The following is a 17,141-nucleotide window of genomic DNA, read 5'->3' on the forward strand; positions in this document are numbered from 1 at the left end:
GGAAGTGGCTCAGCGGTAGAGCATCGCCTTGCCAAGGCGAGGGTCGCGGGTTCGATTCCCGTCTTCCGCTCCAATTAACACATCCAAAACACCTTGCATTGCGAGGTGTTTTTTTGTTATGTATAAGAGAATACGGTTGATGAGGGAGGTTGCCATGCGTAAATTAGTATTTTTTGTAGGAGGAGCTGGAGCGGGCAAGACGACGCTCGCGAAGGCAGTAGCGAAGAGGAGAGGCGTGGCCATTCTCGATATGGATACGGTGCTGCGACCGGCTGCAGTAGCGCTCATGACGCAAGCTGGTCTTGATCCGAGCGACCGGGACTCTATCGCCTACAAAACGCTTTGCCGCGATTTAGGCTACCGGATTACGATGGATGCTGCGCTTGAGAACATCGCTATCGGCGGGGATATATTTGTAATTGGGCCGTTTACGAAGGAAACGGAAACCCCGCATTGGATCGAGCAGGAGCTCGCTGCAATCGGGGCCTCGTTATTAGATGTTGATGTAAAGGTTGTATTCGTCTATCTGCAGAATGATAAGCTCCATTACGAACGAATCGTTCAGAGAGGCTCAGCATTAGATCAATTCAAGCTGGACAACTGGACCGACTTTAGCCACTCGTTAGCAAGAAGAGAGCTGAAATGGAATCTTCCAGCGTCTTCCGTTCTTTATTTTGACAACTCAAATGGACTAGATGAGCAATCGCTGGCAGAGCTGGAGCGGTTCGTATACGATGGCTCCTCCTAGCCTGCTGATGGTTAAGGCTTGCGTGCAGCAAGCTCATCGTAGAGCTCTTTTGTTTTAGCGGCGTCCTTTTCATTAAATATAACGTATAGATCGTCCAGCTGGACGAAAATGTACGGCGGTGAGTTTTTGAATACATATAGCTTGGCAGCTCCGAGCTTCTCTAATGAGAAGTTGCCTCTGGCATAATCGGCCGTTGCCGTGCCATTTGTTCGGAAGCCGCTAGGGAGCTCGTTCTCAAGCGCCAGCCCCTTCACAGCGCTCAGATCAAAGCTGTAATTGTACAGCGGGTATTCAATCGAAACGTTGCCGCTCTCTTCAATCGTGAACGCTGGGGACGTATGGTCGGACTGCACAACAAACGCTGTCAGCGGAATGATGATAACAAGGGCAAGCACAATCCCGCCGTATTGAATCCATTTGCCGCCACGGGTGGCCATGTTGACCGTTGTCCCGATGCCGATACGTTTCGGCACCATGACCGCTTTATCATCCGGGTTAAAATAGGTGGAGCCGTTGATCCAATATGCATCATCATCGCTTAGAATAGCCTCGCCATCGGTCTCAGCCAGACTCACCTCTAAAGCACGCACCTTATTATGTACGAAGAAAATGCTGCCGAGCGGAACCAGCGACACCATGATGATGCCAATGATCCATTGCGTAAAGCTAATGGAGCTTCCCTGCGTCAAAATCGTATAAGCGACAAAAGCGTTGATGCTCTCAAAAATAGCGAGGCTAGGCCATAAAATGGACCAGTAGCGCCTTGCTGCGCTGTTGATAGCGGCATTAATATCCTGATTTTCGCTATACTCTTTTGTTTTCATATTGCCGAAAGCAGCGTATATGGCGTATAAAATAACGGTCATCGCAAGTGATGCGAACCCGGTCAATTTTAAGAGCGGATCTGATTTAATAAAGGACAGAAGGATGGGGACGACGGATAAAAGAGCGGGAATCATGAACCAATAGGGGGAAGCAAGCGTTGATTTTTTTAAAAGCGATACTTTGGTGTCGATGCGGATCATCCGTTTTTCTCCGACAAACCATTGCTTTTCGCGTTTGAGGGCAGCAGCTTTGTGATGGATCTTGTTAAAGGGAAGCTTCGACGAATAAAGAAAAGCGGCAAACCAAAGAAACATGTAGCTAAGGGCTAATGAGAAATATTCGCCAAGCAGGAAGAATGGCGTCAAGGTAATCAACGCGATGAGCCCGTATATGGTGTACGCTTTTTTGTATTCGGACTGAAGCTGCTTAATTGCAGCATCCTCAAGAGCATCCGAAGGAAGCGAAACGCCGAATAAAATATGGTTGCTCGGCTGTGCTTGCTTCAGAAATATCACCATAATGAGGATATAAGCGATTGCGGCTGGTATGATCAAAAAAAGATTGTTCATGAAAACACTCCTATTCTGGCAGGGGATGATGTTTGCTGGCTGCGTCAGTAAAGATGTTTGAGCAAATTTGCATAAATTCCTCTTGCCCGACGCCCTTCAGGCTGGCCTCCGATATGACAAGCTTTAATTCACGCTCAAGCTTCTGGATGAAGTCGGCTTGCTTGCCCCATACTGTGGACACTTTGGCGCCATGTCTTCTGTCAATGGATATGAACCCCTCGTTTTTCAAAATGGCATAGGCTTTGTTCACCGTCATAGCATTAACGCCCAAATCATCGGCGAGCTGCCTTACCGTTGGCAATTTCTCGCCGTACTCCAGACCGCCTACACCAATTCCGATGACGATTTGGTTGCGGAGCTGGACGTAGATCGGTATTCCGCTGTTGTAATCAAGCTTCATAATCATCGGATCACCCCTTCTAACAAAGTATTAATTGTATTAGAAATAGTAATACAAATCATGCGGGTTGTCAAAAATCCATACGAGTTTGCTTGGACAGGCATACCCTAAAATAGCTATAATAAGCAGTAGCGGATTTTCTTTTCCAATTATTAATAGCCTAAATCTTTCATCTAATAAATGACCTCAAGGAGAGACTTTAATGACGACTACCATTCGATTTGGCATTATCGGAACGAACTGGATTACAGAGCAATTTATCGATGCGGCAAGCGAGGTTGAAGGCTTTAAGCTTTCGGCCGTCTATTCGCGCTCATCAGAAACGGCTGAAGCCTTTGCAGCAAAGCATGGCATTGCTGATTCCTATACGGACCTGGAGGAGATGGCGGCTAGCGGACAGATCGATGCGGTCTATATTGCGAGCCCTAACTCGTTCCACGCTAGACATGCGATTGCTTGCATGAATCATGGGATACATGTGCTCTGCGAGAAGCCAATCGCTTCGAACGCGCATGAGTTGCGCCAAATGGTTGCCGCAGCCAAAGAAAACGGCGTACTGCTGATGGAGGCGCTGAAGTCGACGCTGCTTCCGAGCTTCAAGGCGGTGCAGGACAATCTACATAAACTGGGAGAGGTACGGCGCTATTTTGCAAACTACTGCCAATACTCTTCGAGATACGATGCTTATAAGGCAGGTACGGTGCTTAACGCCTTTAATCCGGTGTTCTCGAATGGAGCGCTAATGGATCTTGGCATTTACTGCATCTATCCGCTTGTGGCATTATTCGGCAAGCCAGACGCGATTAAAGCAACGGGCGTTATGCTGGAATCCGGCGTTGACGGCGAAGGCAGCATCGTGCTGCAATATGCAAGCATGGATGCGGTTATTATGTATTCGAAAATTACCCACTCCTCGCTGCCTTCCGAAATCCAAGGGGAAAGCGGAAGCATCGTCATTGATAAAATCAGCGAGCCCGGGAAAATTGGAATCCAGTACCGCAATGGATCGGCAGAGGACCTTTCGCAGCAGACAAACAGCAAATCGATGTATTACGAAGCGAAGGAATTTATCGAGCTGATTAAAGCCGGACGTACAGAGTCCACCGTAAATACTTTTGAAAATTCGCTTACGACGCTGGAAATTATGGATGAGGCGCGAAAGCAAATTGGACTTGTATACCCAGCGGATGCAGCGGCATTCCAATAAAGACACCTATGAGAAACGAAGCGGCGCGCAGCTGCTTCGTTTTTTTTTCGCTGCGAGCCAAGACCATTTACCTATTTATTGTAAAAGACATTGACAACGGTTTTTAATAATGTCATTATGATAATATCAAATCGAAACAACATTCGAATCGGGAGAGAAAAAAGATGGCTGAACATGAAGCGAATTATTCCGCAAGCCATTACCGCACGCCAGACGGCGCTCCTTCAGATATTGTGATCTTTACGATCGTATCAACGGAGAAGCAGTCGGCCAAGAAGGCTTTGCCTACGAGGGAATTGCAGGTACTGCTGATACAACGTAACATTTGGCCGTTTGAAGGCAAATGGGCGCTGCCGGGCGGCTTCACGAAGGAGAACGAGACGGTATACGATTGCGCGAGGCGTGAGCTGCAGGAGGAGACGGCAGTTGAGGATGTTCATATCGAATATTTTAACGTATACAGCGCGCCCGGCCGTGATCCGCGGGGCTGGATCATATCCCATGCGTTTCTGGCGCTCGTTAATGAGCGGGTTCTTGCGAACAGAGCAGCGGCAGTCGATGCCTCGGATGTGCAATTGTTTACAGTAGAGGAAGCCCTCAAGATGGATCTGGCTTTTGACCATAAGCAAATTTTGACCGACGCGCTGCAAGGGATTCGCAAGAAGATGCTCACGACGACAATTGCGAAGGAGTTTTTGCCAGAGGAATTTACGCTTAGCGAGCTGTACCAGGTCATTCAGACGGTCGTTCCAGACTTTGAGGAGCCGAACTTTATTCGCAAGCTGACGTCGACGAAGAGCCGCAGCACGATCATCGAGGAAGCGACGGACGGGGACGGCATGGCGAAGCAGTCGAAGCAGTATTCGCAGCGAGCGGCTCAGCTGTACCGTTTTACGAAGGAAGAACCAAGGTTGTCTATCTATAGCTAGATGCTGATGAGGAGAGTGGCGGCATGTTGAAGTTTAATGGAGTGGAGCTTGGTTTAAAGCAGTTCCCAAACGGCGAGACGCTTGTGAACGGAGATGAGATTTTAACGCATATGGCGGATTTCAATACGATCATCTGGAAGTATGAGGATGACGGCGATCTCATTAAGCTTATGTTCGTTAAGAGCTACCTCGATGATCGGAGAGTCAAAAGCACGCTGACGATTTATTATTTGCCGTACAGCCGGATGGATCGAGTGGAAGGTACGTCCGCATTTACGTTAAAATATACGGCCGGCTTCATCAATAGCTTGAATTTTGAATCCGTGACGATTATCGAGCCGCATTCGGATGTATCGCTCGCGCTGATCGACCGAAGCATCGGAAAGTATCCGACGATCCAGCTGCTGGAGCAGGTTGCTGCCGAGGTAGGCTTTGATCCTGAGAAGGACTACTTATTTTTCCCAGACGCAGGCGCGCAGAAGCGGTACAGCAAGGTTCAGGGATATAAGCAGCTGGTAGGCTTTAAAGCGAGAGACTTCCAGACGGGACAGATCAAGAGCCTTGATGTAGTCGGGAATGTAGACGGTGCAGGCTTTAAAGCGATCATCGTCGATGACCTTTGCTCTTATGGCGGTACGTTTATGCTTAGCGCGGAGAAGCTGAAGGAAATCGGAGCCACACATATTTATTTGCTGGTAGGGCATTGTGAAAATTCGATATACAAAGGAAAAATATTGGATTCGGCTCTCATCGATAAGGTGTATACGACCGATACGATACTAGGCAAGGCAGAGCATCATAAAATTCACGTATTCGAAATGGGAGGCCTATAAGATGACTCAAACATTCGTTTATCCAGCTACGCTGTTGTGTGATTTTTACAAGGTGAGCCACAAAAATCAGTATCCAAAAGGAACGGAGCTCGTCTACTCGACCTGGACCGCACGTACGAGCCGTTTGGACGCTATTAACGAGGTTGTTGCGTTTGGTTTCCAATCGTTTATTAAACAATATTTGATCGAATATTTTAACGAGCATTTCTTTGCTAGAACGAAAGATGAAGTCGCAGCGGAGTACAAACGTGTTATTCAGTATGCGCTTGGGGTTGCGGAGCCTGATGCCTCGCACATTGAGGAGCTGCATGATCTGGGCTATTTACCGGTGAAGATCAAAGCGATCAAAGAAGGCGCCCTCGTTCCGATAAGAGTGCCGATGCTGACGATCGAGAATACGAAGCCGGAATTTTTCTGGCTTACGAATTATTTGGAGACGTTGATGTCGTGCCAGCTATGGATGCCGGCTACGAGCGCTACGCTGGCTTTTGAATATCGCAAAATCTTAGAGGCCTACGCGCTCAAAACAAATGGTGATACGTCGGGCGTGCCGTTCCAAGGACATGACTTCTCGATGCGGGGAATGGGCGCACTGGAATCGGCGCTTGGCAGCAGCGCGGGACATTTGATCTCGTTTACGGGAACGGACACGATACCGGCTATTTTATATATGGAAAATTACTATAACGCAAATATCGAGAAGGAATTGGTCGGCACTTCGATTCCTGCAACGGAGCACAGCGTCATGTGCGCGCATGGCCGAGACGAAATGGCTTCGTACCGTTATTTAATTAAAGAGGTGTATCCAAGCGGCTTCGTATCGATCGTATCGGATACTTGGGATTTGTGGAGCGTACTGGATATCGTTATCCGCGGCTTGAAGGAAGACATTATGAGCAGGGACGGCAAGGTGGTCATACGGCCAGACAGCGGCGATCCGGTTAAGATCATTTGCGGCGACCCGGACGGAGGGAGCGAGTTCGAGCGTAAAGGCGTTATTGAAATACTGTGGGATATTTTTGGCGGGACGGTTACGGAGAAGGGCTACAAGCAGCTCGACAGCCACATTGGCGCAATATACGGCGATGCGATTACGATTTCGCGCTGCCGCGAAATTTGCGAGAGGCTGGAGCGCAAAGGCTTCGCTTCGACGAATATGGTGTATGGCATCGGCTCGTTTACGTACCAATACAATACCCGTGATACGTTCGGCTTCGCTTTAAAATCGACCTTTACGATTGTGAATGGCGAGGAGCGCAAAATTTATAAAGATCCAAAAACCGATAACGGCGTGAAAAAATCGCAAACAGGTTTAGTGCTCGTGACGGAGCAGGATGGTAAGCTTAGCTTTATGGATAATCTAAGTGCTGCGCAATACGAGGCGCGTGCGGATGAAGATCAGCTTGAAGTGGTGTTTGCGGATGGGAAGCTGGTTCGGGATCATACACTAGCAGAGGTACGTTCGAACTTATTAGGTCAATTATAAAATATTCGTGTGATTGCGTCGCGCGGAACGATTGATGCCTTATTGGAAAATTTCTAAAAAGGTTGACAGATGCTGGGTGACGAGCGTATTATGATGTAAATCAAATGAAAGGAGGCCGATGAACATGTACGAACAAAATTCAGCATTTAACGCAGCATTATATAGCAAGTCCATTTCATCGGCCTCAGCGGGGCCTGTGACTGTTTTCTAAAATTTTGCATGCTGAAGGCTAGCAAGGTTTAGGAAACAAAGGCGCTAGCAAAGCCATGGACATTTTTAAGGTCCATGGCTTTTTTGTGTTCATTTGAATATAAGGAGTTTTTACCGTTATGAAAGAAACGTATTACCAGCGTGTTCAACTGCCCTCGGGACAGGTGCATGTTTATGCAGGACCGGAGCTATTCGCGTCCTTGGATTATAAAGTGTTTGAAATGGCGAACAACAATTTGCAAATTCCGAATCAAGTCTATATGAGCTATACGCCGGACGTTCATGTTGGTGTGGGCACCTGCATCGGTACAACTGCCGTATGGAACGCGAGCGACGGCTTCGTGTCTCCCTCGATCGTAGGCAGCGATATTGGCTGCGGGATGCGTGTACAGCTTACGAATCTCCATAAGGATGATTTGAAGGAGGTTAAGCTGCGCCGAAAGCTGGTTAGAGCGATTGAAAAGTATTTGCCAGTGGAGGAGCATGCAAGAGGGCATTTCTCAGATATTAGGCTGGAGCATATCGTGAAGAAGGGTCTGCATGGCTTGCCGAAAAAATATATTCCCGATGCCTACACGCCGCGTAAAGCAACCTCCTTGACACACGTGGAGAGCAGCCGATTTTATTTTGACGAAGAGGTGCTGGATAAATTCCCGGAAGTTATATGGCATCGCGCGCATCGCCAGCTTGGCACGCTTGGGGGAGGCAATCATTTTGTTGAGATTCAAGCGATAGAAATTGCCGAGGAAAATCGGGAAATCGCGGAAGCGTGGGGATTATACGACGGCCAGGTCGTCATTATGATTCATTCCGGCTCACGGGCTTGGGGCGGAGCGGTCAGTCAATACTGTGGAACGGATATGGCCAAAATGATGCGTCAAGAAGGAATCGGCACCGCTGATCCTAAACTGCTTTATGCGCCGTTGTCCCACCCGCTGGGGCAAACCTATGTCAATCTCATGTACTCCGCGCTCAACTATGCTGTCGTGAACCGTCATTTGATCGCTTATGCAGTCCGCGAGGCGGGCAAGGATGTGTTCGGCTCGAAATTCGAGCTAAGGACGTTGTATGATCTCATGCACAACTATGCGTGGGAGGAAGAGCAGGAGGGGCATGCGTACTTTGTTCATCGCAAAGGTGCGACAAGAGCGCTCCCGGCGGGGCATCCGGATAATCCGGAGCCTTACCGCGGCACGGGACATCCTGCGCTCATACCCGGCTCGATGGGAACGGCCTCGTACATCATGGTCGGCAGCCCGGAAGGGAAGGCCAATCATTATTCCATCTGTCATGGGGCTGGGCGCATTCGCTCACGCAACGCGACGAAGCAGCTGGTGTCCGTAGAAGAGGTAGCCGCTGCGATGCGTGTAGGGACCGATGATGAAATTGTCGTGAATCAGCGCTCTATGGAATCGCTGGTCGATGAATCGCCGCAGGCGTACAAGGATGTCGATCAAATTATTGAGAGCGTCGTAAGCGCCGGGCTTGCGCAGGTTGTTGCGAAGTGCAAGCCGCTTGCCGCTGTAAAAGGAACTTAACAAAAAGGTATTGAGGGGGTCCGAGGAGAATGCTAAACAATCAACTAGAAAATCATCCATTAAATGGGAACGAGATAATCAACTCTTATTGCTTTAAAAACGAATATCATTTCTTTTCTCATCGGACCCATTTGTATGGCAGTTGAAGGGAGACGTGTGCGGGCTTTACGTTAGCCGCATCGCGATCTACTCATCATCCCAAACCATGGACGATTATGTCCATGGTCTTTTTAATTTAAAGCTTAAGAAGGGAGCAATTTGAATGACTAATATACGAGCTGATATTTTCGAGGAGCTTGACCGGATCGAGCGCGAAGAGCAGGTGCGCATTCTTTATGCCTGCGAATCGGGAAGCCGGGCGTGGGGATTTCCGTCAAAGGACAGCGATTATGACGTTCGATTCCTCTACGTCAGGCCAGTGGAATGGTACTTATCGATTTTTGACAAACGGGATGTCATTGAGCGGCCCATCAGCAATTTGCTCGATATTAACGGCTGGGATTTGCGCAAGGCGCTAAATCTGTTCCGCAAATCGAATCCGCCGCTTTTGGAATGGCTGCAATCGCCGATTCCTTACTACACGAAATACACGGTGGCAGAACAAATTCGCAGCATTTCTCCGTTAGCCTTTTCGCCAAAATCATGTATGTATCATTATCTCAATATGGCAAAGGGCAACTATAGAGAGTATCTGCAGGGCGAGCAAGTAAAAATTAAAAAATACTTTTACGTGCTGAGACCGATTTTAGCATGCGAATGGATTGAAACCTACCATACGATGCCCCCGATCGAGTTTGATCGTTTGGTAGAGGTTCTTATACCTGAGGGAAGCGAGCTGCACGCGACGATTGAGCAATTGCTGCGGCGGAAGAAGGCGGGGGAGGAGTTGGATTTAGAGCCAAGGCTGCATCCAATCAATGATTATTTGGAGAATCGTATCGCCTATTTCGAACGAACGGCTATGGCGCTTGCGGATGGCAAGGCGGCGCGTGATGAGCAGCTTGATGACCTGTTCCGCAGCGCTTTAAATGAGGTATGGGGTTAAGGGTTTAATTTATAGTTTCCTGTATTCGACCTCCCTACAAGGGAGGTTTTTTTACATATTTCGACTTATTTTCTGAAATTACATATGGTATATATCGGAATTGTATGAAATAATCATGTAAGTAAAAAGTCCTAGTAAAGAGCAAAGTTGTCGAAAGACAATGACGCAAAGCCAACAGGCCTAAAGGTATTTTCCAAAGGTGGCTGGGTTGCCAAAGGGATGAGAGATACTATACTTATATCCTCTTCCTCAAACTACAGGTTACCGCATAAGCTATGAAGAGGGAAGGATTTTACGGAATGGAAAAAAATATTAAGCTTTTTAACGGCAACGTCAATAGTTTTGACCTTGTTCAGCAAATTGCTAATTTAGGATACTGGGAATTCGATCATGTTCGGCAACAAGCGTCATGGTCGAATCAGATGTTTGATATATATGGGATGAGCACAGGTTTACCGGTGAAGCAGGACAAATTTTTTGAGCTTATCCATGCCGAGGATCGCGAGCGAGTGGAGCGGCAGTTCTATGAATCGGTAGAATTAAAAAAAGAGATTTTTAGCGAGTACCGCATTATTCGCCCTAGTGGGGAAATAAGATATGTAGTCGAGCATATTTCATTTATTCTCGGCGAGGACAAGGAAGTAACGAAAACAGTTGGCACGATTCAGGACGTCACGGAAAATAAATTGTTGAAGCAGCGATTAATTGTGGAAGAGCTGCATTACAAAGCGATATTTGAAAATAATCCGGATGCGGTCTTTTCATTTGACGTTAACGGCCATTTTTTGTCATGCAATTCTGCACTGGAGCAAATGTTTGGTTATGCGAGAGACGAAATTATGCAAGGCAGCTTTCACCACCTAGTGGATAAGAAGAGCTTGGAGGGTACGATTCATTTTTTTGAGGAAACGGTCAGAACTCTGACGTCTCAGAACTATAATACGAGGTGGATTACGAAGAGCGGGCAAAAGATCGATGTCAATGTGACCAACATTCCGATGATCATCAATAATGAGATTGTCGGAATATATGGCATAGCAAAGGATATTACGCAGGAAAAGAAGATAGAGCAATCGCTTACGGAAACGGAATTAAAATTCAGCAGCATTATTGAACAGTCTCTCGTTGGCATTTTTGTCGCACAGCGGAAAACCTTTGTTTATACGAATAAGCAGCTTGATAAAATGCTTGGATACGAATCGCTAATTGGAATGGAAGTTGAAAAAACGCTGCATATCGAGGATCGTGATTCGATCGTCAGTCAGGTCATGCAGCTGAAGGAAGGAGAGATGCTTCCTAATTTTTTTCATCGGGCTATCAAACGGGATGGAACGATCATTCATTGCGAGGTGCATGTCAATCAAGTTTCCCATATGGGGGAGAAAGCCTTCATCGGCACCGTCTTAGATATTACGGAGAGAAATAAGGCGCAGGAATTAAATGAGTATTTGGCTTACCACGATTACTTAACGGCGATGCCCAACCGGAGGAAGTTCGAGGAGCAGCTTGAAACACAGCTTAAAATAAGCGAATTTTTTGGACAAAGGCTTGCGGTTCTGCTTATTGATTTGGATCGGTTCAAATATGTAAATGATACACTCGGGCATCCTATTGGCGATTCGCTGCTGAAGAAAATTGCCATCAGGCTGAAAAGCAATTTTAGCGAGTCGCAAGTCGCTTACCGAATTGGCGGAGACGAATTTTCGATCATAATCCCAAATGTGCAGCAGCAGAGCGATGTGACGGATGTTGCGGATCATATTATTAAGCTCGTTAAAGAGCAATTTATTATCGATGGCTTTGAGCTGAACGTAACAGCAAGCATCGGGATCAGTCAATCACCGGACGACGGAAGCACGGTGGAATCTTTGATGAAAAATGCGGATGCTGCCCTCTATCATGCCAAATCCAAAGGACGAGACCAGTCCCAATACTACTCCTCATCGTTAAATGTAAAAACCTTTAAATTGTTCTCACTGAGCAACGATCTGCGAAAAGCGATGGAAAAAGGGGAGTTCTTTTTAGATTATATGCCCCGTGTCCATGCGCAGACGATGGAGATTGTTGGCGTTGAAGCCCTGCTGCGATGGAACCATCCGGATTGGGGCTTGGTGTCTCCGGCGGAATTTATTCCGATCGCGGAAGAGACAGGGCTTATCGTACCGATAGGCGAATGGGTGCTGCGCGAAGCATGCTTGCAAAGCAAGCGCTGGCAGGGCATGAGCCTGCCTCCAATTACGATGTCGGTTAATTTCTCGGTTCAGCAGCTGCTGAAGCAAAATATATTGGAGACGATTGATCAAATTGTCTCAGAGACAGGCCTGTCTCCAGATCGATTGGAGATCGAAATAACAGAGAGCTCCTTCATTAGCAATGAGAAAGTCGTAACAGAGCTGCTGCTCGAGCTGAGGAAGAGAAGGATTAAAGTATCGCTTGATGATTTTGGCACAGGATACTCCTCTCTCTACTTATTAAAGCGTTTAGCGCTGGACACGATAAAAATCGATCGATCCTTTGTTGAGGAAATGATGACGGAGCCGAGCAATAAGAGCATCATCGAGTGTATTATTCGGCTTGCCGGAGAGCTAAAGATGCAAGTGGTTGCAGAGGGTGTAGAGACCAAGGAGCAGTTCAGCTATTTGCGGGAGCAGCGCTGCGATGAGATCCAAGGTTATTATTTTAGCCGTCCTGTGGAGCCGGACAGCATCGTACAGCTGCTCCGCAAAAAAACGTTTATGGGGCCGATCTCGCCCAGAAGCAGCGTGGAGCCGGTCCGAAATCGCAGGCAATACTTTCGAATTGAGCTTAAGCACTGCCTAATAGCCGAGATGACGATTACGATGTTTAAGGGCAGAAGCGTTCGGCTGGGCAGTACAGAGGTGCTGATTAGAAATATCGGCCCTGGCGGTCTCCGCTTTATGGTTGGCGTTAAGCTGCCCGTTAACAGCGATATACTCTTGATGTTCAAAACCCAGATTGTTAATCAAATGTACGTGCTATATGGGTTTATAGTCTGGTACAATGAACTGGACAATGATATTTATGAATACGGCGTACAATTTCAAATGAAAGAGAAGGAGCATGAAGAGCTCGTCAATGCGCTTAATTTGCTTGCTATTAAGCAGCGCGACGGCGTTTTGCCCCAAACACAAGTATACGTGGGCGACCCTATACTCCGAATAAAGGAATTGAAAAAGCTTAATTAATAAATGAAATACGTTGTTAGCGGATAAGGATCGGAGGAGAAGTGCATGAACGATATCGTAAACAAATTTTGCGTCAAAACATTTGGTTCCTCGAACCTGGTAACGGAGATCGGCAAGGTAACGAAGGTAGCCAGCAGAACGATTCATGTTGATTGGGGCATGAAGAAGTACGTCTACCAAAACAAGGATTTCAGATGGATCCCGCTTACGAAAGAGGAAGTGGAGAAAAAATATCCGAAATCGAAATTTACCGAGGATTCGCTGAAGCGGGCATTGGCATTTGGTCTGGAGATCAAGGGCGTAAAGCCAGTTTCTGAACAAGGATAGATAGGACAAAAGCATTTTGCATTCGGTTAAAACCGAGCGTGAAATGCTTTTTTTATTGCATATTGCGGTTTTGTCGGATTGCTCTTTGGGTAAAAGGAAATAGTAGTTATGAAGAAAGGGGATGTGCGCTTTGAAGCTAACGCCGGAACAGCGAATTCAATTGCACGGCTTCAATAACTTAACGAAGTCGCTCAGCTTTAATATGTATGACGTGTGCTATACGCGAACGAGAGAAGAACGGGAAGCGTATATTGCCTATATTGACGAGCAATACAATTCGGATAGGCTGACGAAAATTTTAAACACGGTATCAGAGATTATCGGTGCGCATGTGCTTAACATTGCCAAGCAGGACTATGAGCCGCAGGGCGCTAGTGTAACCTTGCTCGTATCCGAAGGTCCTATAGTTGGAGGGCCAAATGAATCGTTTGAGGAATCTCCTGGCCCGCTGCCTGATTCAGTTGTCATGCATTTGGATAAAAGCCATATAACGGTTCATACGTATCCGGAGTATCATCCGAATGAAGGAATCAGCACCTTTCGGGCTGACATCGATGTGTCTACCTGCGGCGAGATCTCGCCTCTGAAAGCGCTGAATTACTTAATACATTCTTTTGATACCGATATTATGACGCTTGATTACCGTGTACGCGGCTTTACGCGCGATATTAACGGCCATAAGCTGTTTATTGATCATGACATTAATTCGATTCAAAATTACATACCGAAGGAAGAATGCCTTTTGTATGACATGATCGACGTTAATATTTATCAAGAGAATGTGTTTCATACCAAGTGTAAGCTGAAGCAATTTGATTTGAACAATTATTTGTTCGGCTACACGAAGGACTCGCTGTCAACCAAGGAACAAGAGGAAATAACGAGAAGACTGAAGACCGAAATGGACGAAATCTTTTATGGAAAAAATATAAGGAGCTGATTTTCTTATGCCAAATTCCGCGTCCCAAAAACCAATTAACCCGCCCCAGCACCAAAATCGCCAGCCGGGCATTGAATCTGAAATGAACCCGCTGCCAGTCTATGAGTCTGACTCATATAGAGCGGCAGGGAAGCTAAAGGGCAAGACTGCTATTATTACCGGAGGAGACAGCGGTATCGGACGCGCAGTTTCCATTGCCTACGCGAAGGAAGGCGCCGATATTGCCATCGTTTATTTGAACGAGCATGAGGATGCGAAGAAGACGAAGGAAATTGCCGAGAAAGCAGGAGCCAAATGCTTGCTCATTTCCGGCGACGTCGGCGATGAGGCGTTTTGCAAAAGCGTGATTGAACAGACGATAAGCGAGTTCGGCAAGCTTGATATTCTGGTAAATAATGCAGCCGAGCAGCATGTTCAGCAGAAGCTCGAGGATATTACATCCGACCAGCTTATATCGACATTTCGAACGAATGTATTCAGCATGTTCTATCTTACAATCGTCGCATTGCCACATTTGAAGTCATCCAGCGCGATTATCAACACGGCTTCGATCACTGCTTACCGCGGCAATCCGTTGTTAATCGATTATTCGGCTACCAAAGGCGCCATCGTCTCGTTTACTCGAGCGCTCTCGGTAAATTTGGCACAGCAGGGCATTCGGGTAAATGGCGTCGCCCCCGGACCGATCTGGACGCCGCTTATTCCTGCAACGTTCGATGAGCAGTCCGTGGCGACGTTTGGCTCAGATACGCCAATGAAGCGCCCGGGCCAGCCTCATGAGCTAGCCGCTGCGTACGTCTACTTGGCTTGCGATGATTCCAGCTTTATGTCCGGCCAAATGCTGCATATCAATGGCGGAGAAGTCGTAAACGGATAATTTTTAATTATAGGAAGCCATGCTGCTTCGCGTAATTTCCCCAGTGCGGCTGTCTGCCGTCAACATCCACGATGTTGAACTCATCGGACAGCTGCCAGCTTGGGAATACTTGTCCTGATTTCTCTAAAAGGCCCTTGCTTGCTGCAAGCGCTGCGATTCCGCGGCCGACGAAATACGGCGTTTCCGATTGGCTGAAATGCTCGGCATCTGGCTTGCCGCCTTGCACCGCATCAAACCAGTTGTCCTCCGTCACGCCAAAATGGTCCAGCATCTCCTCCGAGCGAAGAAAGCCGGGCGTTACCGCAATAGCGCAAACCTCAAACGGCTTCAGGTCGGCTGCCATAGCTGTGGCAAGATGGATCGGTGATATTTTGGCTAAACTATAAAATAAGCTTCCGCGATAGCGGTAATCGATCCCATCAGTTACTTCAATGATGAGACCCTTCCTCCTCTTTACCATCAGTGGCGTCCCGTAATGACTCGTGATAAGATGCGCCTTCACCGCGCGCTCCTGCATTAACAGCCCCTTGCTGAGCGAATGCTCCCAAAACGGCTTTCCCCATTCCGTCAATTTCTCTCCGCCCCAAATGTTATTGACTAGCACATCAAGTTGGCCGTTCTGTTCCATGTTGATTCGTTCGAATAACGCTTGTACTTCCGCTTCTACCGTGTGATCAACCTTGACCGGAATGCCTACACCACCGCGTGCTGTGACAAGCTCTGCTGTTTCTTCTATAGTTTCCGCCCTGTTCAGGTCAGAGGCTTGGCCGCGAATGCTTCTTCCTGTGCAATATACCGTCGCTCCCGCTTCCCCAAGGCTTGCTGCGATACCTCGGCCTGCTCCGCGTGTGGCCCCCGCAACGACCGCTATTTTCCCTTGTAATGGTTTCACCCGAATCTCTCCATTCTTCGTTCTGTAGGTTACTCTTTGTCAGTTTAGCAAACGATATACGACAGCTACTGTCATATATTCATGCTATGATGAAATAAAGAGCTTGAAAGGCTAAGGAGGCTGGTGGCATGAGAGCGGGACGGCTGATCGCTATCGTATTGCTGATGCAGAACAATGGAAAAATGACGTCCAAGGCACTGGCGGAAAAGCTGGAGGTGTCCGAGCGAACGATTATTCGGGACATGGAATCGCTAAGCGAGGCGGGCGTTCCGGTTTATGCGGAGAGGGGGCTGCACGGCGGCTGGGTTTTGTCCGAGGGTTATCGGACGAATCTGACCGGGATGCATACCGATGAGCTTGTATCTGTGCTCATCGCCAGCCACTCTGCTTTGCTTGGCGATCTAGGTATTGCCGGGCAGTATGATGCCGCCGTGCAGAAGCTGCTCGCGGCTTCTCCTGCGGATGTGAGCAGGGGCGCGGCACTCGCCAGGCAAAAGATTCATATCGATGGAGCGGGATGGCATCAGATGCAGGAGTCGATGCCGTACTTGTCCGCTGCGCAGGAAGCCGTGTGGGAGGAGCGTCTATTGCGGCTGCGCTACCAGCGGGAGGATGGCGATGTTGAGCGAATCGTTCATCCGTTAGGTCTCGTTGCCAAGCGCAGCGTATGGTACTTGGTCGCTGAGGTGAATGGAGAAATGCGGACTTACCGCATCTCGCGGCTTTTGGGGGCCGATGTGCTGGAGGAGAGGTTTGAGCGGCCGTCTGATTTCGATTTGGCGAGCTACTGGGAGCAGTCAATGGGCGAGTTCAAGCAGCGGCTGCCGCAATATCCCGCGACAGTAAGGCTGCTCGAAACGGTACTAGCTCGCATGTCCAAGGAGCGATATGTGAAAGTAATCGAGAGCAGGCCATCCGAGCAGCAGGGCTGGCTAACGGCAGAGGTTGAATTTCAAACGCTATCGTCCGCGTGCGAAATTATTCTGAGCTATGGCTCGCGCATAGCAGCGATTGAGCCTGATGAGCTGCGAGCAAAAGTTATGGAGGAGGCAAAAGCGATTAATACGCTCTACGGGATAGAGTAGATCATGGTATAGGCATAGATAATC

The 17,141-nt window shown here is 47.9% G+C and carries 15 protein-coding genes and 1 riboswitch; of the genes, 12 read left to right on the forward strand and 3 right to left on the reverse strand.

Annotated features, from left to right (window positions below):
* Positions 1-154: 154 nt before the first annotated feature.
* The gene (locus HI950_RS33780; protein ID WP_169087091.1) at positions 155-748 is read left to right on the forward strand and encodes a P-loop nucleotide/nucleoside kinase family protein; all 594 of its coding nucleotides are present in this window, start codon (positions 155-157) and stop codon (positions 746-748) included.
* Between the two features lie 11 nt (positions 749-759).
* Here HI950_RS33780 and HI950_RS33785 read toward each other — a convergent pair whose 3' ends face one another.
* Both HI950_RS33785 and HI950_RS33790 read right to left on the reverse strand, forming a co-directional pair.
* On the reverse strand, positions 760-2,142 hold the full coding sequence (locus tag HI950_RS33785; protein ID WP_169087093.1) for a DUF5808 domain-containing protein: 1,383 nt from the start codon (positions 2,140-2,142) through the stop codon (positions 760-762).
* Between the two features lie 10 nt (positions 2,143-2,152).
* Positions 2,153-2,548 (reverse strand): GntR family transcriptional regulator, encoded by a 396-nt coding sequence (locus HI950_RS33790; protein ID WP_169087095.1) that lies wholly within the window; start codon positions 2,546-2,548, stop codon positions 2,153-2,155.
* A 196-nt stretch (positions 2,549-2,744) separates the two neighbouring features.
* Here HI950_RS33790 and HI950_RS33795 point away from each other — a divergent pair, with 196 nt between their 5' ends.
* The 10 genes from HI950_RS33795 to HI950_RS33840 all read left to right on the forward strand — a co-directional run bounded on the left by HI950_RS33795 (position 2,745) and on the right by HI950_RS33840 (position 15,140).
* Positions 2,745-3,749, forward strand: coding sequence for a Gfo/Idh/MocA family protein (locus tag HI950_RS33795; RefSeq protein ID WP_169087098.1), 1,005 nt, complete (start codon positions 2,745-2,747; stop codon positions 3,747-3,749).
* A gap of 164 nt (positions 3,750-3,913) precedes the next feature.
* Positions 3,914-4,678, forward strand: a complete 765-nt coding sequence (locus HI950_RS33800; RefSeq protein WP_169087100.1) for an NUDIX domain-containing protein — start codon at positions 3,914-3,916, stop codon at positions 4,676-4,678.
* Positions 4,679-4,701: 23 nt separating this feature from the next.
* Positions 4,702-5,511: a ribose-phosphate pyrophosphokinase gene (locus HI950_RS33805; protein ID WP_169087102.1), complete on the forward strand. Its 810-nt coding sequence runs from the start codon at positions 4,702-4,704 to the stop codon at positions 5,509-5,511.
* A gap of 1 nt (position 5,512) precedes the next feature.
* Entirely contained in the window at positions 5,513-6,997 is a 1,485-nt protein-coding gene (locus HI950_RS33810) for a nicotinate phosphoribosyltransferase (protein ID WP_169087104.1), read from the forward strand.
* Between the two features lie 329 nt (positions 6,998-7,326).
* Positions 7,327-8,745, forward strand: a complete 1,419-nt coding sequence (locus tag HI950_RS33815) for an RtcB family protein (RefSeq protein WP_169087106.1) — start codon at positions 7,327-7,329, stop codon at positions 8,743-8,745.
* Between the two features lie 262 nt (positions 8,746-9,007).
* A complete protein-coding gene (locus HI950_RS33820) occupies positions 9,008-9,790 on the forward strand; it encodes a nucleotidyltransferase domain-containing protein (RefSeq protein ID WP_169087108.1) in 783 nt (260 codons plus the stop codon).
* A 130-nt stretch (positions 9,791-9,920) separates the two neighbouring features.
* Positions 9,921-10,006: riboswitch (cyclic di-GMP riboswitch) on the forward strand.
* 83 nt (positions 10,007-10,089) lie between these two features.
* Positions 10,090-12,996, forward strand: a complete 2,907-nt coding sequence (locus tag HI950_RS33825) for an EAL domain-containing protein (RefSeq protein ID WP_169087110.1) — start codon at positions 10,090-10,092, stop codon at positions 12,994-12,996.
* A 45-nt stretch (positions 12,997-13,041) separates the two neighbouring features.
* Positions 13,042-13,323, forward strand: coding sequence for a hypothetical protein (locus tag HI950_RS33830; protein WP_169087112.1), 282 nt, complete (start codon positions 13,042-13,044; stop codon positions 13,321-13,323).
* A 130-nt stretch (positions 13,324-13,453) separates the two neighbouring features.
* A complete protein-coding gene (gene speD, locus HI950_RS33835; RefSeq protein WP_187768212.1) occupies positions 13,454-14,263 on the forward strand; it encodes an adenosylmethionine decarboxylase in 810 nt (269 codons plus the stop codon).
* Positions 14,264-14,270: 7 nt separating this feature from the next.
* Complete coding sequence (locus HI950_RS33840; RefSeq protein ID WP_169087116.1) at positions 14,271-15,140, forward strand: SDR family oxidoreductase; 870 nt, start codon at positions 14,271-14,273, stop codon at positions 15,138-15,140.
* A 7-nt stretch (positions 15,141-15,147) separates the two neighbouring features.
* On the opposite strand, the gene HI950_RS33845 is transcribed toward HI950_RS33840, so the two are convergent.
* Complete coding sequence (locus tag HI950_RS33845) at positions 15,148-16,032, reverse strand: SDR family oxidoreductase (protein ID WP_169087118.1); 885 nt, start codon at positions 16,030-16,032, stop codon at positions 15,148-15,150.
* 128 nt (positions 16,033-16,160) lie between these two features.
* Between HI950_RS33845 and HI950_RS33850 the strand changes: the two genes are divergently transcribed.
* On the forward strand, positions 16,161-17,117 hold the full coding sequence (locus HI950_RS33850) for a helix-turn-helix transcriptional regulator (protein ID WP_169087120.1): 957 nt from the start codon (positions 16,161-16,163) through the stop codon (positions 17,115-17,117).
* Positions 17,118-17,141 lie beyond the last annotated feature (24 nt).

Origin of the sequence: Paenibacillus sp. PL91 (assembly GCF_012935325.2) — a bacterium.
Classification (GTDB): domain Bacteria; phylum Bacillota; class Bacilli; order Paenibacillales; family Paenibacillaceae; genus Pristimantibacillus.